Below are 22,041 nucleotides of genomic sequence, written 5' to 3' on the forward strand. Positions count from 1 at the left end.
AGAGGTGTTTGGGAGCCTGTCTCCATGCCGTCCACGCCCCGGGGCCCCGCCCGTCCGCCGTCGCACTCCCCCTTGTCCGCGCCGTCGTCCGCGGCCGGGAGCGCCCCCGCCCCCAAACTCCTCGTCGTCGACGACGAACCGGAGGTGCGGGCCGCCGTCTCGGACGGCCTCACCGTGGAGGGCTACGAGGTACGCGGCGCCGCCGACGGCCTCGCCGCCCTCACCGAGGTCGCCACCTGGCAGCCGGACGCCATCGTGCTGGACGTGATGATGCCCGTCCTGGACGGCCTGGCCGTCTGCCGGCGCCTGCGCGCGCTGGACGACCGCACCCCGATCCTCGTCCTCACCGCGCTGGACTCGGTCAGCGAGCGCGTGGACGGCCTCGACGCCGGCGCGGACGACTACCTCGTCAAGCCGTTCGCGCTGGACGAGCTGGTCGCTCGGGTGCGGGCGCTGCTGCGCCGCGCATCGGCCACCGCCGCGGACGACTCCCGGCTCACCTTCGACGATCTGGTCGTCGACCCGCTGACCCGCACGGGCCACCGGGCGGGCCGGCCTCTGGAGTTCAGCCGCACCGAATGGGCGCTGCTGGAGCTACTGCTGTTGCACCCGGGACAGGTGATGCCTCGCGAGGTGATCCTGGAGCGCGTCTGGGGCCGCGACTTCGGCCCGGACTCCAACTCCCTCGCGGTCTACATCGGTTATCTGCGCCGCAAGCTGGAAGCAGGCGGCGAGTCACGCCTCGTCCAGACCGTGCACGGCGTCGGCTACCGCCTGGACCGGGCGGACCGGGCATGAGCGGCCGTCGGTCCCTGGGCGCCCGCTGGCGGCGGCGCCGGCCGCTGCGCACCCGCCTGGCGCTGGCCGCCTCCGCGGCGGTGGCCCTGGTCGCCGTCGGCGTCTGCGCCGCGGCCTTCGTCATCATCCGCTACCAGATGACCCGTCAACTCGAACTGCATCTCACCCAGACCGCCACCCAGCTCACCCAGCGGGCCCGGGGCTGGGGCCCGACCGTCGGCGACACCTCCTGCCGCTACCAGGCCGTGCCCTGCATGCAGATCGTCCCGTCCGACCCGGCCCGCGACCCCCGCAAGACGTACGCCCTGCCGGTCGTCGACGCCACCCGCCAGGTCGCCGGCGGACGGCACACGGCGTACTACAGCGAACTGACGGTCGCCGGAGAGCCCGTCCGGATGTTCACCACCAAACTCCCCGGCAGGTCCGAGGCCCTCCAGGTCGCGCTGCGCTCGGACACCGTCGACCGGGGCGTCCGGCAGGCCGCCTGGGCGCTGTCCGCGGTCGGCGCCGCGGGCGTACTGCTGGCCGCCGCACTCGGCTACTGGGTCTCCCGCACCGGCCTGGCACCGGTCGCCCGGCTCACCGCCACCGCCGAACGGATCTCCGCCACCCGCGACGCCCGGCACCGCATCGAACTGCCCACCGGCCCACCGGCCCGCGAGGACGAAATCACCCGGCTCGCCACCAGCTTCAACATCATGCTCGGCGAGCTGGAACAGTCCGTCACCGCGCAGCGCCGGCTGGTCGCGGACGCCTCGCACGAGCTGCGCACCCCGCTCACCGCGCTCCGCACCAACGCCGAACTCCTCGCCCGCGCCGACCGGTTGACCGACGCCCAGCGCGACCGTGCCGCGGCTGCCCTGGGCCGTCAGCTGCGCGAGGTCACCACCCTCGTCAACGACCTGATCGAACTGGCCCGGGACGAGGAGCCGCAGCCCCTGGTGGAACAGGTCCGGCCGGCCGCCCTCCTGGAGCACGCGGTCACCGCGGCCCGCGAGCACTGGCCGCAGATCGCCTTCACCCTCCGCACCGACCCGGCGGCGGCCGGCACCACGGTCCCCGGAGTCCCGCCCCGCCTCGCCCGGCTGCTGTCCAACCTCCTCGACAACGCCGCGAAGTTCTCACCCCCGGAAGGTCCGGTCGAAACGGAACTCTCCTGCGTTCCCGGCGCGTTGGAGCTGACCATCCGCGACCACGGCCCCGGTATCGCGCCCGCCGACCTCCCCCACGTCTTCGACCGCTTCTACCGCGCCCAGGCGGCCCGCGCCCTGCCCGGCTCCGGCCTCGGCCTCGCCATGGCCCGCCAAATCGCCCGCGCCCACCACGCCGACCTCACCGCGGAAGCCGCACCGGGCGGCGGGGCGCTGTTCCGGCTGCGGGTGCCGGTGCCGTAGCGCCGATCAACGACCGTCGCCGCGAGCCTCCGCCTCCGCAGGCTTCTCCTCGACGTCCGCCCGCACCGCCTGCCGGTCCCGCGGCGACATCACTCTCCGCGGATGTCCGGCAAGACACCTTCGAAGACGCTGTACGGGCACATTTTCTTCCTTGCCGTCGCCCTGGTGATCTTCACCGTCCTCTTCATCAAAGGGCTGACCGCGGCGGGCCTCACGGGCACGCACGGAACATTCACGGTCAAGGAATGCTCCCGTGAAAGCACAAGTCACCGCTCCACGGCCCAGCACGATGACGACTGTGCCGGCACCTTCCGCTCGGACGACGGGAAGGCCGTGGACAACGAGGCGTCCTTGGGCAGCCTCGACACCGAGTACGACCCGGGCGCCAAACTCGCGACCCAGGGACACGACGACAGCAAGGTTCTCAGCGCCCTGTCCGGCGCGACGTCCACCACCGCCAGTTGAGCGGCCCCCGGCACTGCTGAGGGGGCGGAGCCGTCACGCTGACGGCTCCGCCCCCTCGGGCGGTAGGCGGAAGAGCGGTCCTCAGAACCCCGCCGGCTCCGTGTAGACGCCCCACTCGTCCCGCAGCACCCCGCAGATCTCGCCCAGCGTCGCCTCGGCCCGGACGGCCTCCAGCATCGGCTCGATCATGTTGGCGCCGTCCCGCGCCGCGGCCAGCATCATCTTGAGCGAGGTCTGGACCCGGGCTTCGTCACGGGCCGCCTTGCGCTCCGCGAGGGTGCGTACCTGGTCGCGCTCGACCTCGTGGCTGACCCGCAGGATCTCCAGGTCCCCGGTGACCGAGCCGTGGTGGCAGTTGACGCCCACCACCCGCTTGTCACCCTTCTCCAGGGACTGCTGGTACTGGAAGGCGGATTCGGCGATCTCGCCCGTGAACCAGCCGTCCTCGATACCGCGCAGGATCCCGGACGTCATCGGGCCGATCGGGTGCTGCCCGTTCGGTACGGCCCGCGCGCCCCGCTCCTTGATCTGGTCGAAGATCTTCTCGGCGTCCGCCTCGATCCGGTCGGTCAGCGCCTCGACGAACCACGAACCGCCCAGCGGGTCGGCGACATTGGCCACGCCGGTCTCCTCCATCAGCACCTGCTGCGTCCGCAGTGCGATCTCGGCGGCCTGCTCGCTGGGCAGCGCCAGCGTCTCGTCCAGGGCGTTGGTGTGCAGCGAGTTCGTCCCGCCGAGCACCGCGGACAGTGCCTCGACGGCCGTGCGGACGACGTTGTTGTACGGCTGCTGCGCGGTCAGCGAGACACCCGCGGTCTGGGTGTGGAACCGCAGCCACTGCGCCTTCTCGCTGCTCGCGCCGTACACGTCGCGCATCCAGCGGGCCCAGATCCTGCGCGCCGCCCGGAACTTGGCGATCTCCTCGAAGAAGTCGAGGTGGGCGTCGAAGAAGAACGACAGGCCCGGCGCGAAGGTGTTGACGTCCAGGCCGCGGGAGAGGCCCAGCTCGACGTAGCCGAAGCCGTCGGCGAGGGTGTATGCCAGCTCCTGCGCGGCCGTCGCACCCGCCTCGCGGATGTGGTAGCCGGAGACCGAGAGCGGCTTGTACGCGGGAATGCCCTGCGCACAGTGCTCCATGAGGTCACCGATCAGCCGCAGATGGGGCTCCGGCTGGAAGAGCCACTCCTTCTGGGCGATGTACTCCTTGAAGATGTCCGTCTGCAGGGTGCCGTTGAGCACGCCCGGGTCGACGCCCTGCCGCTCGGCCGCCACCAGGTACATACAGAACACCGGGACGGCCGGGCCGCTGATCGTCATCGACGTCGTGACGTCACCGAGCGGGATGTCCTTGAAGAGGACCTCCATGTCGGCGGCGGAGTCGATGGCGACGCCGCAGTGGCCGACCTCGCCGAGCGAGCGCGGGTCGTCGGAGTCCCGCCCCATGAGCGTCGGCATGTCGAAGGCGACGGAGAGCCCGCCACCGCCGGCCTTGAGGATCATCTTGTAGCGCTCGTTCGTCTGCTCGGCGTTGCCGAAGCCGGCGAACTGGCGGATGGTCCAGGTCCGGCCGCGGTAGCCGGTGGGGTGGAGGCCGCGCGTGAAGGGGTACTCGCCCGGCCACCCGATCCGCTCGAATCCGTCGACGGTGTCGCCGGGCCGGGGCCCGTACATAGGGTCGACGGGGTCGCCCGAGAGCGTGGTGAAGTCCGCGTCGCGCTTCCGGGCGGAGTCGTACCGGGCCTGCCAGCGAAGGCGGCCTTCTTCGATCGCGTCAGCGTCCATACCTTCGAATTTACTAGGACGTCCTAGTAATTGTCGATGGGGGGACCGGGTGAACTGCGCCGACCTGCGAAAAGGGGATGCGAGGAGAGGCAAAGAGGGGCCGTTCGGGGCATGCTCGACCCCGGCGCCACCGCCCCTGGCCCGCCCGGAAAGCACGAACGCGCCCCTCCGGCGGAGGGACGCGTCAGCGGCGAACGGTGTACGTGGTCGGTCAGGCCCTGACCGGCTGCGGCTCCGCGTCCGCGACCAGCGGCTCGACCTCGCGGACGACCTTGCGCTCGACGAAGAAGGCGGCCGTCGGGATGGTGCCGGAGATCAGCACCCACAGCAGCTTGCCGAACTTCCACTTCGCCTTGGAGCCCAGGTCGAAGGCGAAGACCAGGTAGATGATGTAGAGCACGCCGTGGATCTGGGACACGACGAGGGTGAGGTCCTTGCCCGTGTCGAAGCCGTACTTGAACACCATGCAGGCGCACAGCACCAGCAGCATCACGGCGGTGATGTAGGCCATCACCCGGTAACGGGTCAGGACGCTTCGCTTCATGCCCCTGAGCGTAACCGCCCGTTCCGTGACGATCTTCGCCACCCCCCGGTCGCTACTCCTCGGTGAAGTCCGCCGCCGCCACCCGCAGCGGCCGCAGCATCGCGAAGATCTCCCCGCACTCCTCGGCGTCGTAGGCACCGAGCCCGAAGTCCATCTCCATCAGTTCGCGGGTGGCCGCGTCGCACACCTCGCGCCCCTTGTCCGTGATGGAGGCGAGTGTGCCGCGCCCGTCGTTGGGGTTCGGCCGCTTGTCCACGAGACCGGACTTCACCAGCCGGTCCACGGTGTTGGTCACCGAGGTCGGGTGCACCATCAAACGCTCGCCGATCTTGGACATCGGCAGTTCGCCGGCCTTGGAGAAGGTCAGCAGCACCAGCGCCTCGTAGCGGGCGAACGTCAGACCGTACGGCTTGACGACGGCATCCACCTCGGCCAGCAGGATCTGGTGGGCCCGCATGATCGAGGTGATCGCGGCCATCGACGGCACGGCGCCCCATCGCTGCTGCCACAATTCGTCGGCGCGCGCGATGGGATCGAAAGCAAGGCTGAGCGGCTTCGGCACGCCACCGACCCTACCCGGCGGTCATATCGTGGTCAGCCTTGTCTCAGCTTTCGGGCGCCGCAGCGGGCCCTACCGCTCCCGCGCCGGCCCCCGGCGCCCCCTCTCCTTCGCAGGCCGCGGTCCGCCGCACCTCCACGATCACCGCGAGAACACACACCGCGCCGACCACTCCCGCCGCCGGCATCACCACCCGAAGGGGGGCGTACTCGGCAGCCGCCCCGGCCACGCCCATCCCCAGGCCCATGATCGTCATCCGGCCCGCCTGCATCACCGTCATCGCCTGCCCCAGCAGTACATCGGGCACCGCCGCCACGAACCACCGGTCCACCCCGAAGTTGTACGAGATACCGGTCCCCGTCAGCGCGAGCAGCAGCACCGCCCAGCCGAGCGAGGGCCCGGCGGCGAAGCCGAGGGAGGGAAGGACGGCGAAGAGGCCCATCGGGAAGGTGAGCCGGGTGCGGGCACGGGGCCCGAGGAAGGAGCCGACCAGGGTTTCCGCGAGCACCGCGCCGACCGGCATGCTGCACATCAGCAGTCCCAGGCCGGCCGCGCCGACGCCGAGCCGGTCGGAGTACGGGATCAGCAGGGCCTCGGGGACGACCACGAACGTCGGCGGCAGCCAGGACAGCAGCAGAAGGGCCCGCACCCGGCGATCGCCCAGCAACCGGCGGACGCCCGCCAGCGACGCTCCGAGCAGCGCGCCACGGGAGCCGCCCCGCGCCGGACGGGCGCGGGTCCCCACGCCCAGCAGGAGCGCGGAGCCCAGGAAGGTGCCCGCGGTGACGGCGAGCACCGCCGCCGGTGACACGGCGGCCAGCAGCAGACCGCCGGCCGCGAACCCGACCAGCTGAGCGCTCTGGTTGACGATCCGGATCACCGAACGGCCCAGCACGAACAGGTCCCCCTCCCCGAGGATCGCGCCGAGCGTCGCCGCACGCGTCCCGGCGAAGACCGGCGCGATGGCGGCGATCACGCAGCGCAGGGCCAGGAGGACCGCGACCGGGGTGCCCGACAGCACCATCGCGGCCGCGGCCACCGCACACAGCAAGTCGCAGCCCACCAGCACCCCGCGGGCCGGGTAGCGGTCGGCGACGGCCGACAGCAGCGTGCCGCCGACGACGTACGGCAGCAGCCCCAGCGCGAAGGTCAAAGCACTCAGCAGCGGAGAGGACGTCAGCTGGAACACCAGCAGGGACAGCGCGATCTCGCAGACCACCACACCCAGGGAGGACAGCAGATGCGCGGCGAAGACGCACCGGAACTCGGGGACGGCGAACACCGCGCGATACCGGGCCCGGCCACCCGGCTCCCCGGGCCGCGCGCCGGCCGGGGAGCCGGCGCCCGCGTCCGTAACCGTGCCGGCGGATTCGGGTAACGCGCCGGGGCGCGCGGGGATACGGCCCGGCTCCGCGGACCCTGAGGGTGCAGCCATGGCCGCAGCCTGCCGGGGCCGCGGGGTGGACCGTAGTCTTTCGGCTACAGCCGAATCCCGGGGAGCGAGGGACCGCCCGTGCCGCTGGATCTGCATTTCGGGGCCGACGATCTGCTGCGCATCCGCTTCGCCATCTCCCCGCTGTGCGAGACCCACGAGGCCGTCAGGACCCTGCGCCGCACCGACCGGCACGGCTATCACCTGCCATGGCTGCGGCGGATGCGCGAGGCCCTCGCCGGGCTCGATCTCTTGCCGCTGTGGCTGTTCATGCCGTCGCCGCCACCCGGCTACACCCCGGATTTCCTGGGCCGCCCGCCGGACGTCCCGCTGGCCGGCTTCGAGGAGGAGCTGGCACGGCTGCGGGCCACCGACCCGGCGGTGGCCCGCGCCGAGATGGCCAAGTCGCTGGCCTGCACACCGGGCGCCGCGCAGTCGCCCCGCGGCCGGGCGGCCCTGGACGACCCCGCACGGGCGATCAGGGAGCTGGCCGACGTCACCGAACGGGCCTGGCACGCCCTGCTCGCCCCGGACTGGCCCCGGCTGCGCGCCCTGCTGGAGGCCGAGATCACCTACCGGTCACGGCAGTTGGCGGGCGGCGGACTGCAACGGCTCTTCGCCGACCTGCATCCACGGCTGTCCTGGTCCGGTGACACGCTCACGGTCCGTACCCGCACCGACTTCGTGCAGCTCCAGGATCTGGAGGGCCGTGGGGTGCTGCTGCTGCCGAGCGTCTTCGTCTGGCCCGACGTGGTGAGCGGCTTCGATCCGCCGTGGCAGCCCACCGTCATCTACCCGGCCCGCGGCATCGGCGGGCTGTGGAACGAGCCGGAGACCGGGCCGGCCCTGGTACGTCTGCTGGGGGCCAACCGCGCGGCGGTGCTGGCCGCGCTGGACACGCCCTCGTCGACATCGGCACTGGCGCACCGGCTGGGCCTGGCCGCCTCGTCGGTCTCGGCGCATCTGTCCGTGCTGCGCGACGCCGGTCTGCTGGCGTCGCGCCGGCACGGACATCAAGTGCTGTACGAGCGCACGCCCCTGGGCATGGCGCTGGCGGCCGGAGGCTGAGGTCCGGGCCCGCCGGGAGCCGGTCGCTCTGGACAGCCTGCGGAAGCCCCCGGGCCGTGGGGCCCTAGCCGGCGCCCTCGGCGAGATGCCGCTCGACGGTGTCGACCTTGGAGGTCAGACCGTCGGTGACGCCGGGCCGGATGTCCGCCTTCAGCACCAGCGAGACCCGGCCGCTGCGCGCCTCGACGGCGGCGACCGCGCGCTTGACGACGTCCATGACCTCGTCCCACTCGCCCTCGATGGAGGTGAACATGGCGTCCGTACGGTTGGGCAGCCCGGACTCGCGGACCACCCGGACCGCGTCGGCGACGTACTTGCCGACGTCCTCACCGACGCCCAGCGGGCTCACGGAGAAGGCGACGATCATGCGCTCACGACGCCTTCCTGGCGGGCGCGGGCGGCGATCACGCTGGCCTCGGCCTCGGTCTTGAGCTTGCGCTCGGCGAAGAAACCGCCGGTGGGCAGCACGGAGAGGATGAAGTAGAGCGCGGCGGTCTTCAGGTTCCACTTGGTGCGGTTCCAGGCGTCCAGCCAGAAGAGGACGTAGAGGATGAAGAGCACGCCGTGCACCATGCCCATCACCATCACGCCGTCGAAGCTGGTCGTGCGCTTGAGGACCGAGCAGCACAGCAGCAGCAGGAAGGACACCGCTTCGGGGGCGGAGACCAGGCGGAGGCGACGCAGGGCGGAGGCGGTCTTGATGTCCACGGGAACCTCGTTCGGGTGGCAGGGGGCGGCAGGACTGCTTGTGCAAGAGTTCACAAGCTTCGCCACCATTGTTACAGCCGCTCCGGCGATCACTGCGCCGGGGGCGGCCCGCGAAAGACCCTGCCCTCAACGGCCGCGGCCGACTACCGTCTGAGCCGTGGCTCAGTTTCGGCTCCAGGGGAGCAAGGTGCTCGCCGTCGACATGACGGGCGACGCCGTCAAGGCGAAAAACGGTGCGATGGTCGCGTACGACGGCCAGATGTCGTTCAAGAAGATGACCGGCGGGGGCGAGGGCCTGCGCGGCATGGTCACCCGGCGCCTCACCGGCGAACAGATGGCCGTGATGGAGGTGAAGGGCCAGGGCACCTGCTACTTCGCGGACCGCGCGAGCGAGATCAACCTCGTGCAGCTGCAGGGCGAGAAGCTGTACGTCGAGGCCGGCAATCTGTTGTGCACGGACGCCGCGCTGCGTACCGGTACGACGTTCACCGGACTGCGCGGCGCCTCGCAGGGCAACGGCCTGTTCACCACCACCGTCGAGGGACGCGGCCAGGCCGCGATCACCTCCCACGGACCGGCGGTGGTGCTGCGGGTCACCAAGCAGTACCCGCTCCAGGTCGACCCGGGCGCGTACGTCGCGCACACCGGCGACCTCAAACAGCACCTCCAGTCCGGGGTGAACTTCCGCACGGTCATCGGTGAGGGCTCCGGCGAGGCGTTCCAGATCCGTTTCGAGGGCGAGGGCCTGGTGTACGTCCAGCCCAGCGAGCGCAACACCGTGGGAGGCGAGATCTGACATGCCGTTCACGGTGCTCAACTCCCGCATGGTCGAGGCGCGCCTCACGCCCGGCATGCGGATGTTCAGTCAGCGCGGCGCGATGCTCGCCTACCGCGGCGACGTCACCTTCACCCCGAACATCCAGGGCGGCCAGGGCGGTATCGGCTCGATGATCGGCCGCCGGGTCGCCGGCGAGGCCACGCCGCTGATGACCGTTGAGGTCCCCCCGGGCCCTGCCGGCCCTGGCGGTGCCTCCGGCGGCACGGTGATGTTCGGACACGGCGGCCATCACGTCCACGTCGTCGACCTGACCGGCGAGACGCTGTACGTCGAGGCCGACCGCCTGCTCGCCTTCGACGGGACCCTTGAGCAGGGCACGATGTTCATGGGCTCGCAGGGCGGGGTGATGGGCATGGTGCGCGGCCAGGTCACCGGGCAGGGCCTGTTCACCACCACGCTCAAGGGCCACGGCTCGGCCGCGGTGATGGCTCACGGCGGCGTCGTGGAACTGCCGATATCGCCGCAGCGCCCGGTCCATGTCGACCCGCAGGCGTATGTCGCGCACCGCGGCGACGTCCGCAACAAACTCTCCACGGCGCTCGGCTGGCGCGACATGGTCGGCCGCGGCTCGGGCGAGGGCTTCCAGCTGGAGCTTTCGGGCCAGGGCACCGTCTACGTACAGGCCTCGGAGGAAAAGCTGTGACCGGTCCCGTCATCCATGACGCCACCACCCTCCCGGCCGACGACAACGTCAACCCGTACACCTTCGGCGTGGACCTGAACGGCCAGTGGTTCCTGCAGAAGGGGAAGATGATCGCCTACTACGGGCGGATCGACTTCCACGGCATCGGACACGGCCGCCTCGACCGGCTGATCGCCGGAAGTTTCCATTCGCCACTGCACGCCGCCGACTGGGTGGTGGCCGAGGGCCAGGGCAAGATGCTGCTCGCCGACCGCGCCTTCGACGTGAATTCCTACGACCTGGATGAGGGCAACCTCACTATTCGCTCCGGCAATCTGCTCGCCTTTCAGCCATCTCTGTCACTGAAGCAGTCGATCATCCCGGGCTTCCTCACCCTCATCGGCACGGGGAAGTTCGTGGCGGCGTCCAACGGCCCGGTGGTCTTCGTCGAGCCGCCGATCCGGGTGGACCCGCAGGCGCTCGTCGGCTGGGCCGACTGCCCGTCCCCTTGCCACCACTACGACCACCAGTACCTGCGGGGATTCCTGGGCGGACTGCGGGCGCACACCGGGATCGGCGGGGTCTCCGGGGAGGAGCACCAGTTCGAGTTCATCGGGGCCGGCACGGTGCTGCTGCAGTCGACCGAGCAGCTCATGCCGGAGCTGGCGACCGGCGCGGTGCCGAATGAGGCGGGCGTGCCGGGCGGTGGTTCCGTCCCGCAAAGTGGCTCACAACTGCCGCAGCTGCCGGGCAACCTCGGTGGCCTCCAGCGCCGTTTCGGGCTGTGAACGGTAGTCTGCGGACCGTGACGTCGAACGTCTGACCAGCCCCGGCCCCGTCGGGCGACGTCACCACGACAATGACCTAATTAATTCATTATTCAACTTTCACGGGTAGAATTCCTCCATGACGACCGACAGTGACACCCCCTGGCTCACCGACCAGGAGCAGCGTGCCTGGCGCACTCATCTGGACGTCAGCCGACTGCTGATGTACCAGCTCGAGCGCGATCTGCAGCCGTTCGGGCTGACGATCAACGACTACGAGATCCTGGTCAACCTCTCCGAAGCCGAGGACCGACGGCTGCGGATGAGTGACCTGGCCGCCGGCACCCTGCAGTCCAAGAGCCGTCTCTCGCACCAGATCACCCGTATGGAGAACGCCGGTCTGGTCCGCCGCGAGAGCTGCGAGTCGGACCGCCGCGGCCTCTACGCCGTCCTGACGGAGGAGGGCTGGGACACCATGCGCCGCGTCGCCCCGCACCACGTCGCGTCCGTCCGCAAGCACTTCATCGACCTGTTCTCCCCCGACACCCTCGACGCGCTCCGCGCCTCGCTCGCCCCCGTGGCCGACCACCTCCGGGAACATCGCGGCAGCCTCTGACGGAGCCGCCGCGGCCCCTGTGCCGGGCCGCGGCGCCGCCGGCGGGCGCTGGTGCCGTCCCGCGGCGCCGCCTCGGGGCGCACCTGCCGACCCGCGGCGTCCCTCAGCCGGCCACCGGCAGCCGCAGCTCGAACGCCGAGCCCTCCCGCACGGCCAGCGAGCCGCCGTGCCGCACCGCGACATCCCGCGCGATGGCGAGCCCGAGCCCCGCCCCGCCGTCGTCCCGTGCCCGCGCGTCGTCGAGCCGCACGAACCGCTCGAAGATCCGTTCCCGCTCGCCCTCCGGGACGCCGGGCCCGTCGTCCTCCACCCGCAGCACCGCCCACGCCCCCTCACGCGCCACGGTCACCCGCACGGACGACTCGGCATGCCGCTGCGCGTTGTCCAGGAGGTTGCCCAGCACCCGGCCCAACTGACTCCGCGACCCCGTCACTTCCACACTCGCCAGTTCCCCGGACCGGACCGGGATCCGGTCCCCGACCCGCTGCGAGCTCTCCTCACGCACCATCGCCGCCAGGTCGATCCGGACGTCCGAGGGCCGCTCCCCCGCGTCCAGCCGCGCCAGCAGCAACAGGTCGGCGGCCAGCCGCTGCAACCGCACGGTGTCCGCCACCGCGCCCGGCGTGTCCAGCAACTCCGGATGGGCCACGCCCACTTCCAGCTGGGTGCGCAGACTCGCGATCGGACTGCGCAGCTCGTGCGAGGCGTCCGCGACGAACCGCCGCTGCCGCTCCACGGACGTCTCCAGGGCCGCCAGCGTCTCGTTGGTGGTACGCGCCAGCCGGCCGATCTCGTCCTTGGACGACGGCACCGGCACCCGCCGGCTCAGATCCGTACTGGCGGTGATCGCGGCCATCTCCTGGCGGATCCCCTCCACCGGCCGCAGTGCCCGCCGGGTGACCAGCCACGTCACCCCGGCCACCACCACGAGCAGCAGCGGCAGCCCGATCAGCATGGCGGTGCGCACGGTCCCGACGGCGTTCTGCTCCGCGGCCAGCGCCGCCCCGGCCCGCACCGTGGCCTTCTCGCCGCCGGTGTCCTTCGCCTCCACCCGGGCGAACCGGTAGTCGGCCACCTTGCCGTCGACCTCCGCGGTGCCGTCCGCGTAGCGCACGTCGTCGTCGACCTCACCGGGCTCCGGCCCGCTGTCGCTGTCGTCGTCCCCGTCCTCACTCGACGCGCCAGGCCCGGGCTTGCCCGGCGGGCCGACCGTCTTGCCGTCGATGGCGCGAACCTCCTCGCCGACCGCGAGCACCCGCCCGTTCTCGCCGGTGACCACCACCGGATGCTCGTCGCCGTCCGGCAGATCCAGTTGGTCGTACGCGGTGCCGGTGGCGATCTGCGAGGCGACCTCGCGGGCCGAGACCTCCGCCTGCAACCCGGTCTGGTCCTGCAGGTTGTCGCGCAGCACGAGCAGCACCGCCAGCCCGGCGGCCACCAGCGCCAACGCCACCACGACCGTCGCCCCGACGGCCGCCCTGGCCCGTACCGAACCCAGTCCGCTACTCACCGGCCACCAGCCGGTATCCCGCGCCGCGCACCGTCAGGATGCTGCCGGCGCCGATCTTGCGCCGCAGCGTGCTCACGTATACCTCGATGATGTTGAGATCACCCTCGTAGGCGAAGTCCCACACGTGCTCCAGGATCTCCGACTTGGAGACCACATCCCCCGCGCGCAGCGCGAGCTGCTCCAGCACCGCGAACTCCTTCGCGGTCAGCACCACTTCCTCGCCGTCCCGCTCCACCTTGCGCGACCCCTGGTCGATGACGAGCGGCCCCACCCGCAACACCGGTTGCGCCGTCCGCCCGCGCCGCCGCAGCAGCGCCTTGACCCGCGCCACCAGCACGACGTACGAGAACGGCTTGGTCAGGTAGTCGTCCGCGCCGGTGTCCAGCCCCTCGGCCTCGTCGTACTCACCGTCCTTGGCGGTGAGCATCAGGATCGGCACCTCGTGGCCCGCTGCCCGCAGCGCGCCGCACACCCGGTAGCCGTTCATCCCCGGCAGCATGATGTCCAGGACGATCAGGTCGTAGTCGCCGTCACTCGCCTGGTGCAGTCCGTCCAGACCGTCGTGCACGACGTCGACCGCGTAGCCCTCGGCCATCAGGCCCTTGGCCAGCGACAGCGCGAGGCGCTTCTCGTCCTCCACGATCAACAGGCGAAGGGGGCGGCGCGTGGCGCCGCCGGCAGGGCGGTGGTGGGTGACGGGCGGCAGCATGCGCACCACCTTGCCACTCCCTTCCTGAAGACCTCTTCAGGCTCCTTCAGCTCCTGTTCAGGTCGGTTCCGTCACTGTGATGACACAGCCGATCGCAAGGGGAGAACACACATGAAGCGCCACCTCATCATCGCCACCACCGCCGCGGCCGCCCTCATCGCGGGCGGCACGGTCAGCGCCATGGCGGTCAGCGGCGACAGCGCCCCGTCCGCAGCGGCGGCCGGCGCGCAGCACACCACGGCGGACGACTCGGCCCGCTCCAGCATCCACGTGCAGGACGAGGACGACCACGACCAGGAGGACGTCCGCGAGGCCAAGGCCGCCAAGGTGACCGCCCCGCAGGCCGCGGCGGCCGCGCTGAAGGCCGTCCCCGGCACCGTGACCGGCCTCGACCTGGACGCGGACCGTCCCGGCCTGGTCTGGGACGCGGATGTCCTCGGCAAGGACGGCAAGTGGCACGAGATCACCCTCGACGCCGGCAACGCGCGGGTGCTGAACCAGCACGTCGACGAGGAGGACGGGGACGACAGCGACGACACGGCCGTCGTCCGTGACGGGCTCAAGGGCGCCAAGGCCGACGCCGCGGCCGCCGCCCGCGCCGCGAACGGGCACGGCACGGTGACCTCCGTCGAGCTGGACGACGGCCACAAGGCCAAGGCCGCCTGGGAGGTCGAGACGATCACCAAGGACGGCAAGGAGCACAAGTTCCTCGTCGACCCGCAGTCCGGCAAGCTGACGGCCGCCCCGGCCCACGACCAGGACGGCGACAACGACTCCGACGACGACAACGACGGCCAGGACGACTGAGTCCCGCGCCCGTCACGAGCGACCACTGCTTCCGGCCCATCCCCCTCCGGCGGGGTGGGCCGCAGTCGTGCCCGGAACCGGGCGTGCGGGGCCTCAGCCCCCGTTCGTCAGGCCCTCGACCAGTTCGTCGGCCGCGCTGTACGGATCGGTGTCGCCCGCCACGATGCGTTCGGCCAGCGCGTCCAGCCGCCGGTCGCCGCTCAGGTCGCCGATCCGCTCCCGCAGCGCCGTGACCGCGATCGTCTCGACCTCGCGCGCCGCCCGGGACCGCCGGCGCTGCGCCAGGACGTCCCGTTCCTCCATCCAGGCCCGGTGCTTCTCCAGCGCCTCGACCACCTCGTCGACGCCCTCGGCCCGCGCCGCCACCGTCTTGACGATCGGCGGCCGCCAGTCCCCCGGGGTACGCGATTCGCCCAGGCCCAGCATGTGGTTCAGCTCCCGGGCGGTGGCGTCCGCGCCGTCCCGGTCCGCCTTGTTGACGACGTAGACGTCCCCGATCTCCAGGATTCCGGCCTTCGCCGCCTGGATGCCGTCACCCATTCCGGGGGCCAGCAGAACGACGCTCGTGTCGGCCTGCGAGGCGATCTCCACCTCGGACTGGCCGACGCCGACCGTCTCGACGAGCACCACGTCGCACCCGGCGGCGTCCAGCACCCGGATCGCCTGCGGAGCCGCCCACGCCAGCCCGCCCAGGTGGCCACGGGTGGCCATCGACCGGATGTAGACGCCCGGGTCGGAGGCGTGGTCGCTCATGCGCACCCGGTCGCCGAGGAGCGCGCCCCCGGAGAACGGCGAGGACGGGTCGACGGCGAGGACGCCGACCCGTTTGCCCGTCTTGCGGTACGCCGTGACCAGCGCCGAGGTGGTGGTGGACTTCCCGACGCCCGGCGAGCCGGTCAGCCCGACCACGTAGGCGTTGCCGGTGAGCGGCGCCAGCGCCGCCATCACCTCGCGCAGCTGCGGTGACGCCCCCTCCACGAGGGAGATCAGCCGGGCCACCGCCCTCGGCCGGCCCTGCCGTGCCTGCTCCACAAGCTGCGGAACGTCCACCATCGCTGCTCGGCTCCTTCGGTTCGGCTCGCGCGCTGACTTACCCGGACGGTCGTACGCGGTTACTTACCCGGGACCCGGATGATCAGCGCATCGCCCTGGCCGCCGCCACCGCAGAGCGCGGCGGCGCCCACGCCACCACCCCGGCGGCGCAGTTCGAGGGCGAGATGCAGCACGATCCGGGCGCCGGACATGCCGATCGGGTGTCCGAGGGCAATCGCACCGCCGTTGACATTCACCTTTTCCGGGGACACTCCGAGGTCCTTCATTGACTGGACCGCGACGGCCGCGAACGCCTCGTTGATCTCGATCAGGTCAAGATCCTCGACGGTCAGACCGTCCTTGCCCAGGGCGTGGTTGATGGCGTTGGACGGCTGCGACTGGAGCGAGTTGTCCGGGCCCGCGACATTGCCGTGCGCGCCGATCTCGGCGATCCACTCCAGGCCCAGTTCCTCGGCCTTGGCCTTGCTCATCACGACCACGGCGGCGGCGCCGTCGGAGATCTGCGAGGAGGTGCCCGCGGTGATGGTGCCGTCCTTGGCGAAGGCCGGCCGCAGCTTGCCGAGCGAGTCCGTGGTGGTCTCACCGCGGATGCCCTCGTCCTGGCTGAAAACCACCGGCTCGCCCTTGCGCTGCGGGATCTCCACAGGGGTGATCTCGGCCTCGAAGAGCCCGTTCTTCTGGGCGGCCGCGGCCCGCTGGTGGGACCGTGCGGCGACCTCGTCCTGCTCCGGACGGGCGATACCGAGACGGCTGTTGTGCTTCTCGGTGGACTCGCCCATCGCGACGCCTTCGAAAGCGTCCGTCAGGCCGTCGTGCGCCATCGCGTCGAGCATTTCCACGGCGCCGTACTTGTAGCCCTCACGGGACTTGGGCAGCAGGTGGGGCGCGTTGCTCATCGACTCCTGACCGCCCGCGACGATCACGTCGAACTCGCCGGCGCGGATCAGCTGGTCGGCCAGCGCGATGGCGTCGAGGCCCGAGAGACAGACCTTGTTGACGGTCAGCGCGGGGACGTTCATGGGGATGCCGCCCTTGACCGCGGCCTGGCGGGCCGGGATCTGGCCGGCGCCGGCCTGGAGGACCTGCCCCATGATCACGTACTGGACCTGGTCGCCGCCGATGCCCGCCCGGTCCAGCGCCGCCTTGATGGCCGCACCGCCCAGGTCGGCGCCGGAGAAGGTCCGCAGCGATCCCAGGAGCCGGCCCATGGGGGTCCGCGCTCCTGCCACGATCACTGAGGTGCTGCTGTTCGAGCCGTTCGTTGCAGACATGCGGTGCGGCCTTCCTTTGCAGGGAAGTTAACGAGGGTTCCCGTCAATGTACTGAGGGGTAGGCGCCGGGTCACCGGCAAGCGGGTGTGATCGCGCGCACGTTGCGTAACCAGGCATGCGAGCGGTGCACTGGAGCCATGCTGACGCGAATCGACCACATCGGAATCGCCTGTTTCGACCTCGACAGGACCGTCGAGTTCTACCGTGCCACCTACGGCTTCGAGGTGTTCCACTCCGAGGTCAACGAAGAGCAGGGTGTCCGGGAAGCGATGCTCAAGATCAATGAGACGTCCGACGGCGGCGCCTCCTACCTCCAGCTGCTCGAGCCCACCCGCGAGGACTCCGCGGTCGGCAAGTGGCTCGCCAAGAACGGTGAGGGCGTCCACCACATCGCCTTCGGCACCGCGGACGTGGACGGCGACGCGGCGGCCATTCGCGACAAGGGCGTTCGGGTCCTCTACGACGAGCCGCGGACCGGCTCGATGGGCTCCCGGATCACCTTCCTTCACCCCAAGGACTGCCACGGAGTTCTCACCGAACTCGTCACCGCGGCGCCCCCCGCCTCGACTGACCACTGACCTTCGCGTTCCCCGGCCGGTAGAGTGCACCCTCGGCCGGGGTAAGGGAGTGGGGCTCGGTCCATACTCTGCCGATGATCTGACACCATTTCTTCGGAAGGGTCAGCTCCAGACGTACGAATCCGGTACGACATGACGTGTACGGGACGACTACGAGCAGGACGGAGCAGGCCGCCACCATGACCAGGGGACGGATGGGACCGCGCAGTGCGGGGCAACGACCGCTACGAGGCTGACGACCACCTCTCGCAGTTCGAAGCCGAGATGGAGCGGCTGAAGACCGAGCGGGACAAGGCCGTCCAGCACGCCGACGACCTCGGCTACCAGGTCGAGGTGCTGCGCGCCAAGCTTCACGAGGCGCGCCGCAACCTCGCGACCCGCCCTGCCTACGACAACCTCAGTCACCAGGCCGAACAGCTGCTGCGCAACGCGCAGATCCAGGCCGACCAGCTGCGTTCGGACGCCGAACGCGAGCTTCGCGAGGCCCGTGCGCAGACCCAGCGGCTGCTGCAGGACCAGGCCGAGCGGCAGTCCCGCCTGGAGGCGGAGCTGCACTCCGAGGCGGTCACCCGCAGGCAGCGGCTGGACGAGGAGCTCAACGAGCGCCGGCAGACCGTCGAGTCGCACGTCAACGAGAACGTCGCCTGGGCCGAGCAGCTGAGGGCCCGTACGGAGTCCCAGGCGCGCCGCCTGATGGAGGAGTCCCGGGCGGAGGCCGAGCAGGCCCTGGCCGCCGCGCGCGCCGAGGCGCAGCGCCTGGCGGAACGGGCCCGTGAGCGGCTGAACACCGAGGCCACGGACGCCCGCGCCGAGGCGGAGAGCATCCTCCGCCGGGCCCGCACGGACGCCGAGCGCCTGCTGAACGCCGCCTCCAACCAGGCCCAGGAGGCCACCGATCAGGCCGAGCAGCTGCGCACCAGCGTCGGCACCGAGTCGGAGGAGGCGCGTCGGCAGTCCGCGGAGCTGACGCGCACCGCGGAGGCCCGCATCCAGGAGGCGGACACGGCGCTGCGCGAGGCGCGCGCCGAGGCGGAGAAGCTGGTCGAGGAGGCGCAACAGAGCGCCGCCAAGCGGCTGTCGGCCACCGAGTCGGACAACGAGCAGCGCACCCGTACGGCCAAGCAGGAAATCGCCCGCCTGGTCGGCGAGGCCACCAAGTCCGCCGAGGCGCTCAAGGCCGACGCCGAGCAGCTGCGGGCGGACGCCAAGGAAGAAGCCGAACGCCTGGTCGGCGAGGCGCGGGAGGCCGCGCGGTCCAAGGCCGCGGAGGACTCCGCGGCGCAGCTGGCGAAGGCCGCGCGGACCGCCGAGGAGGTGCTGACCAAGGCGTCCGAGGACGCCAAGGCCACCACCAAGGCCGCCACCGAGGAGGCCGAACGGCTGCGCAGCGAGGCCGAGGCCGAGGCGGACCGGCTGCGGGAGCAGGCCCATGACACCGCCGCGCAGCTCAAGGGCGCGGCGAAGGACGACACCAAGGACTACCGCGCCAAGACCGTCGAACTCCAGGAGGAGGCGCGGCGGCTGCGCGGCGAGGCGGAGCAGCTGCGGGCGGACGCGGTCGCCGAGGGCGAGCGGATCCGCAGCGAGGCCCGCCGGGAGGCGGTCCAGCAGATCGAGGAGGCGGCCGGTTCCGCCGAGGAGCTGCTGGCCAAGGCCAAGGCCGATGCCGAGGAGACCCGTTCGGGTGCCGTCGCGGAGAGCGAGCGGGTCCGTACGGAGGCCATCGAGCGGGCCACGGCGCTGCGCAAACAGGCCGAGGAGGCCCTGGAGCGGTCCCGTTCGGAAGCCGAGGAGCTGCTCACCGAGGGCGCCCAGGCCGCGGAGCTGGTGACCACCGAGGCGGAGGAGTCCGCCGCGCGGCTGCGCGCCGAGGCCGAACGGGCCGCCGAGGAGCGGCGCGAGGAGGCCCAGGCCGAGCTGACGCGGTTGCACACCGAGGCGGCGGACAAGGTCACGGCGGCCGAGGACGCGCTGCGCGAGGCCCGCGCGGAGGCGGAGCGGCTGCGCCGGGAGACGCAGGAGGAGGCGGCCCGGCTCAAGGCGGAGTCGGCCGAGCGACTGCGGACGTTGCAGCAGCAGGCCGAGGAGGAGACCGAGCGACTGCGCGCGGAGGCCGCGGCTGACGCGTCCTCGGCGCGCGCCGAGGGCGAGTCGGTGGCCACGCGCCTGCGCAGCGAGGCGGCCGCCGAGGCGGAGCGGCTCAAGGCGGAGGCGCAGGAGACCGCGGACCGGGTGCGCGCGGAGGCGGCGACCGCCGCCGAGCGCACCGGTTCCGAGGCGGCGCAGGCGCTGGCCGCGGCCCAGGAGGAGGCCGCCCGGCGGCGCCGGGAGGCCGAGCAGCAGCTGGGCGAGGCCCGCGAGGAGGCCCACCAGGAGCGCACCGCGGCGCGCGAGCAGAGCGAGGAGCTGCTGGCGTCGGCCCGTACGCGCGTGAGCGAGGCGCAGGCCGAGGCGGAGGGGCTGGTCGAGGACGCCGACCGGCGTGCCGGCGAGCTGGTGGCGGCGGCAGAACAGACCGCGCAGCAGGTACGGGACGCGGTCGCGGGGCTGCACGAGCAGGCCGACGAGGAGATCGCCGGGCTGCGTTCGGCGGCCGAGCACGCCGCGGAGCGCACCAAGTCGGAGGCGCAGGAGGAGGCCGACCGGGTCCGCTCCGACGCATACGACGAGCGTGAGCGCGCCTCGGCGGACGCGGCGCGGGTGCGGCACGAGGCGCAGGAATCGTCGGAGGCCGCGAAGTCGCTTGCCGAGCGTGCGGTTTCGGAGGCCATCGAGGAGGCCGAGCGGCTGCGCACCGAGGCCGCCGGTGTGCTCGACGAGGCGCGCCGGGACGCCAACGCCGCGCGGACGGACGCGGCGGAGCAGGCCGACCGGCTGCTGGCGGAGGCGACCGAGCAGGCCGAGAAGCTGGTCGCGGACGCCTCGTCGAAGGCGCAGCAGCTGCGTACGGAGGCCTCGGAAGCGCTGGCGTCCGGCGAGCAGGACGCCTCGCGGGCCCGTGCCGAGGCGCGGGACGACGCGAACCGCATGCGCTCGGACGCCGCGGAGCAGGCCGACCGCCTGATCACCGAGGCGCGCGCGGAGGCCGAACGGATCGTCACCGAGGCGACCGAGCTGACGTCGTCGGCGCAGGAGGACGCGGACCGTACGGTCCGTGAGGCCCAGCAGGCCGCCGACCGGCTGCGCGGGGACACCGAGCAGCAGGCGCAGACGATGGTCGCCGAGGCGGGCGAGGCGGCGGAGCGGCTGCGCACCGAGGCGGCCGAGGTGCTGGAGAGCGCGCGGACGGACGCGGAGCGCACCGGCGACCAGGCGCGCGAGGCGGCCAACAAGACGCGTTCGGACGCCGCGGAGCAGGCCGACGAGCTGATGTCGGAAGCCGCGAGCGAGGCCGACCGGCTGCGTGCCGAGGCGGCGGAAGCCACCGCGGACGCCGAGCGGGACGCGGACCGTACGCGGGCCGACGCCCGTGAGCAGGCGGACCGGATGCTCGCGACGGCCACCGCGGAGGCCGACCGGCTGCGGTCGGAGGCCGCCGAGACGGTCACCGCCGCACAGGAGCACGCCAACCGCACCCGCGGCGAGTCCGCGAAGGTCAAGGAGGACGCCGAGGCGGAGGCGGAGCGGCTGCGGACGGAGGCTCAAGCGGAGGCGGACCGGCTGCTCGACGAGGCCCGCAAGGACGCCGCCCAGCGTCGCGGCGACGCCGCGGAGCAGGCGGACCAGCTCATCGCCAAGGCCCAGGAGGAGGCGCTGCGCACCGCCGCGTCCGCCGAGGAGCAGGCCGACACGATGGTCGGGGCGGCCCGCAAGGAGGCCGACCGGATCGTCACCGAGGCGACATCTGACGGCAACGCGCGGGTGGAGAAGGCCCGTACGGACGCGAATACGCTGCTGGGCGAGGCCCGCGGCGACGCCACGGCCATCAGGGAGCGGGCCGAGGAGCTGCGGGTGCGGATCGAGGCAGAGGTCGAGGAGCTGCACGATCGGGCGCGCCGGGAGTCGGCGGAGACGATGAAGAACGCCGGCGAGCGGGTCGACAAGCTCATCGCGCAGGCCACGGCCCAGCAGGTGGAGGCCGAGGAGAAGGCCGAGCAGATGGTCTCGGAGGCGAGCAGCGAGGCGAGCAAGGTCCGGATCTCGGCGGTGAAGAAGGCCGAGGGCCTGATCAAGGAGGCCACGAACAAGAAGGCCGAGGCCGAGCGCGACGCGGAGCGGATGCGCACCGAGGCCGAGGCCGAGGCCACCCGCATCGTGGAAGAGGGCAAGCGCGAACTGGAGGTCCTGGTCCGCCGGCGCGAGGACATCAACTCCGAAATCTCCCGTGTCCAGGACGTGCTGGAGGCACTGGAGTCGTTCGAGGCGCCAACGGGGGGCGCGGAGGGCAAGAGCGGTGGCGTCAAGGCCGCCGCGGGCGCCGGTACAACTCGTTCGAGTGGCAAGCAGTCTGAGGGGTAGCCACTCAAATGAGGGGTCATTCTCCAGATCAAACGGGCATTGACTCGATGACACGCCGTTGT

21 protein-coding genes are annotated in these 22,041 nt (G+C 71.8%); 11 read left to right on the forward strand and 10 right to left on the reverse strand.

Features of this window, described 5'->3' with window-relative positions:
- Positions 1-24 precede the first annotated feature (24 nt).
- From ACH4FH_RS23625 to ACH4FH_RS23635, 3 genes are all read left to right on the forward strand, one after another.
- Positions 25-798, forward strand: a complete 774-nt coding sequence (locus tag ACH4FH_RS23625) for a response regulator transcription factor (protein ID WP_398557871.1) — start codon at positions 25-27, stop codon at positions 796-798.
- Positions 795-2,192, forward strand: coding sequence for an ATP-binding protein (locus ACH4FH_RS23630; protein WP_398557872.1), 1,398 nt, complete (start codon positions 795-797; stop codon positions 2,190-2,192). The genes ACH4FH_RS23625 and ACH4FH_RS23630 overlap by 4 nt, the downstream gene beginning before the upstream one ends.
- 102 nt (positions 2,193-2,294) lie before the next feature.
- Positions 2,295-2,657: a hypothetical protein gene (locus ACH4FH_RS23635; RefSeq protein WP_398557873.1), complete on the forward strand. Its 363-nt coding sequence runs from the start codon at positions 2,295-2,297 to the stop codon at positions 2,655-2,657.
- Positions 2,658-2,738: 81 nt separating this feature from the next.
- Here the strand turns inward: ACH4FH_RS23635 and ACH4FH_RS23640 are convergent, their stop codons facing one another.
- From ACH4FH_RS23640 to ACH4FH_RS23655, 4 genes are all read right to left on the reverse strand, one after another.
- A complete protein-coding gene (locus ACH4FH_RS23640; protein WP_398557874.1) occupies positions 2,739-4,439 on the reverse strand; it encodes a methylmalonyl-CoA mutase in 1,701 nt (566 codons plus the stop codon).
- Positions 4,440-4,650: 211 nt separating this feature from the next.
- Complete coding sequence (locus tag ACH4FH_RS23645) at positions 4,651-4,983, reverse strand: DUF3817 domain-containing protein (protein WP_398557875.1); 333 nt, start codon at positions 4,981-4,983, stop codon at positions 4,651-4,653.
- Between the two features lie 52 nt (positions 4,984-5,035).
- Entirely contained in the window at positions 5,036-5,545 is a 510-nt protein-coding gene (locus ACH4FH_RS23650; RefSeq protein ID WP_398557876.1) for a MarR family winged helix-turn-helix transcriptional regulator, read from the reverse strand.
- Positions 5,546-5,588: 43 nt separating this feature from the next.
- Positions 5,589-6,977 carry an MFS transporter gene (locus ACH4FH_RS23655; RefSeq protein WP_398557877.1) on the reverse strand — a complete coding sequence of 463 codons (1,389 nt, stop codon included), beginning with the start codon at positions 6,975-6,977 and terminating at the stop codon, positions 5,589-5,591.
- Between the two features lie 78 nt (positions 6,978-7,055).
- Here ACH4FH_RS23655 and ACH4FH_RS23660 point away from each other — a divergent pair, with 78 nt between their 5' ends.
- Positions 7,056-8,042 (forward strand): DUF5937 family protein, encoded by a 987-nt coding sequence (locus ACH4FH_RS23660; protein WP_398557878.1) that lies wholly within the window; start codon positions 7,056-7,058, stop codon positions 8,040-8,042.
- A gap of 64 nt (positions 8,043-8,106) precedes the next feature.
- On the opposite strand, the gene ACH4FH_RS23665 is transcribed toward ACH4FH_RS23660, so the two are convergent.
- Positions 8,107-8,409: an MTH1187 family thiamine-binding protein gene (locus tag ACH4FH_RS23665; RefSeq protein WP_398557879.1), complete on the reverse strand. Its 303-nt coding sequence runs from the start codon at positions 8,407-8,409 to the stop codon at positions 8,107-8,109.
- The gene (locus ACH4FH_RS23670; RefSeq protein WP_398557880.1) at positions 8,406-8,750 is read right to left on the reverse strand and encodes a DUF3817 domain-containing protein; all 345 of its coding nucleotides are present in this window, start codon (positions 8,748-8,750) and stop codon (positions 8,406-8,408) included. The genes ACH4FH_RS23665 and ACH4FH_RS23670 overlap by 4 nt, the downstream gene beginning before the upstream one ends.
- A gap of 157 nt (positions 8,751-8,907) precedes the next feature.
- Here ACH4FH_RS23670 and ACH4FH_RS23675 point away from each other — a divergent pair, with 157 nt between their 5' ends.
- The 4 genes from ACH4FH_RS23675 to ACH4FH_RS23690 all read left to right on the forward strand — a co-directional run bounded on the left by ACH4FH_RS23675 (position 8,908) and on the right by ACH4FH_RS23690 (position 11,593).
- A complete protein-coding gene (locus ACH4FH_RS23675; RefSeq protein WP_393896933.1) occupies positions 8,908-9,546 on the forward strand; it encodes an AIM24 family protein in 639 nt (212 codons plus the stop codon).
- Position 9,547: 1 nt separating this feature from the next.
- Entirely contained in the window at positions 9,548-10,231 is a 684-nt protein-coding gene (locus tag ACH4FH_RS23680) for an AIM24 family protein (RefSeq protein ID WP_398557881.1), read from the forward strand.
- Entirely contained in the window at positions 10,228-10,998 is a 771-nt protein-coding gene (locus ACH4FH_RS23685; RefSeq protein ID WP_398557882.1) for an AIM24 family protein, read from the forward strand. Before ACH4FH_RS23680 ends, ACH4FH_RS23685 begins: the two co-directional genes overlap by 4 nt.
- 118 nt (positions 10,999-11,116) lie before the next feature.
- Complete coding sequence (locus ACH4FH_RS23690) at positions 11,117-11,593, forward strand: MarR family winged helix-turn-helix transcriptional regulator (protein ID WP_398557883.1); 477 nt, start codon at positions 11,117-11,119, stop codon at positions 11,591-11,593.
- A gap of 103 nt (positions 11,594-11,696) precedes the next feature.
- Here the strand turns inward: ACH4FH_RS23690 and ACH4FH_RS23695 are convergent, their stop codons facing one another.
- Both ACH4FH_RS23695 and ACH4FH_RS23700 read right to left on the reverse strand, forming a co-directional pair.
- Positions 11,697-13,091, reverse strand: a complete 1,395-nt coding sequence (locus ACH4FH_RS23695) for a sensor histidine kinase (RefSeq protein ID WP_398558049.1) — start codon at positions 13,089-13,091, stop codon at positions 11,697-11,699.
- 4 nt (positions 13,092-13,095) lie between these two features.
- On the reverse strand, positions 13,096-13,812 hold the full coding sequence (locus tag ACH4FH_RS23700; protein WP_398557884.1) for a response regulator transcription factor: 717 nt from the start codon (positions 13,810-13,812) through the stop codon (positions 13,096-13,098).
- Between the two features lie 111 nt (positions 13,813-13,923).
- Between ACH4FH_RS23700 and ACH4FH_RS23705 the strand changes: the two genes are divergently transcribed.
- Positions 13,924-14,619, forward strand: a complete 696-nt coding sequence (locus ACH4FH_RS23705) for a PepSY domain-containing protein (protein ID WP_398557885.1) — start codon at positions 13,924-13,926, stop codon at positions 14,617-14,619.
- Positions 14,620-14,712: 93 nt separating this feature from the next.
- Here the strand turns inward: ACH4FH_RS23705 and meaB are convergent, their stop codons facing one another.
- Both meaB and ACH4FH_RS23715 read right to left on the reverse strand, forming a co-directional pair.
- Positions 14,713-15,672 carry a methylmalonyl Co-A mutase-associated GTPase MeaB gene (gene meaB / locus ACH4FH_RS23710; RefSeq protein ID WP_398557886.1) on the reverse strand — a complete coding sequence of 320 codons (960 nt, stop codon included), beginning with the start codon at positions 15,670-15,672 and terminating at the stop codon, positions 14,713-14,715.
- 59 nt (positions 15,673-15,731) lie between these two features.
- The gene (locus tag ACH4FH_RS23715) at positions 15,732-16,907 is read right to left on the reverse strand and encodes an acetyl-CoA C-acetyltransferase (RefSeq protein WP_398558050.1); all 1,176 of its coding nucleotides are present in this window, start codon (positions 16,905-16,907) and stop codon (positions 15,732-15,734) included.
- 173 nt (positions 16,908-17,080) lie between these two features.
- Between ACH4FH_RS23715 and mce the strand changes: the two genes are divergently transcribed.
- Both mce and scy read left to right on the forward strand, forming a co-directional pair.
- Positions 17,081-17,521, forward strand: a complete 441-nt coding sequence (gene mce / locus ACH4FH_RS23720; protein ID WP_398557887.1) for a methylmalonyl-CoA epimerase — start codon at positions 17,081-17,083, stop codon at positions 17,519-17,521.
- Between the two features lie 207 nt (positions 17,522-17,728).
- Positions 17,729-21,979: a polarized growth protein Scy gene (gene scy, locus ACH4FH_RS23725; RefSeq protein ID WP_398557888.1), complete on the forward strand. Its 4,251-nt coding sequence runs from the start codon at positions 17,729-17,731 to the stop codon at positions 21,977-21,979.
- Positions 21,980-22,041: the final 62 nt, after the last annotated feature.

Source organism: Streptomyces sp. NPDC017993 (assembly GCF_044328065.1).
Classification (GTDB): Bacteria; Actinomycetota; Actinomycetes; order Streptomycetales; family Streptomycetaceae; genus Streptomyces.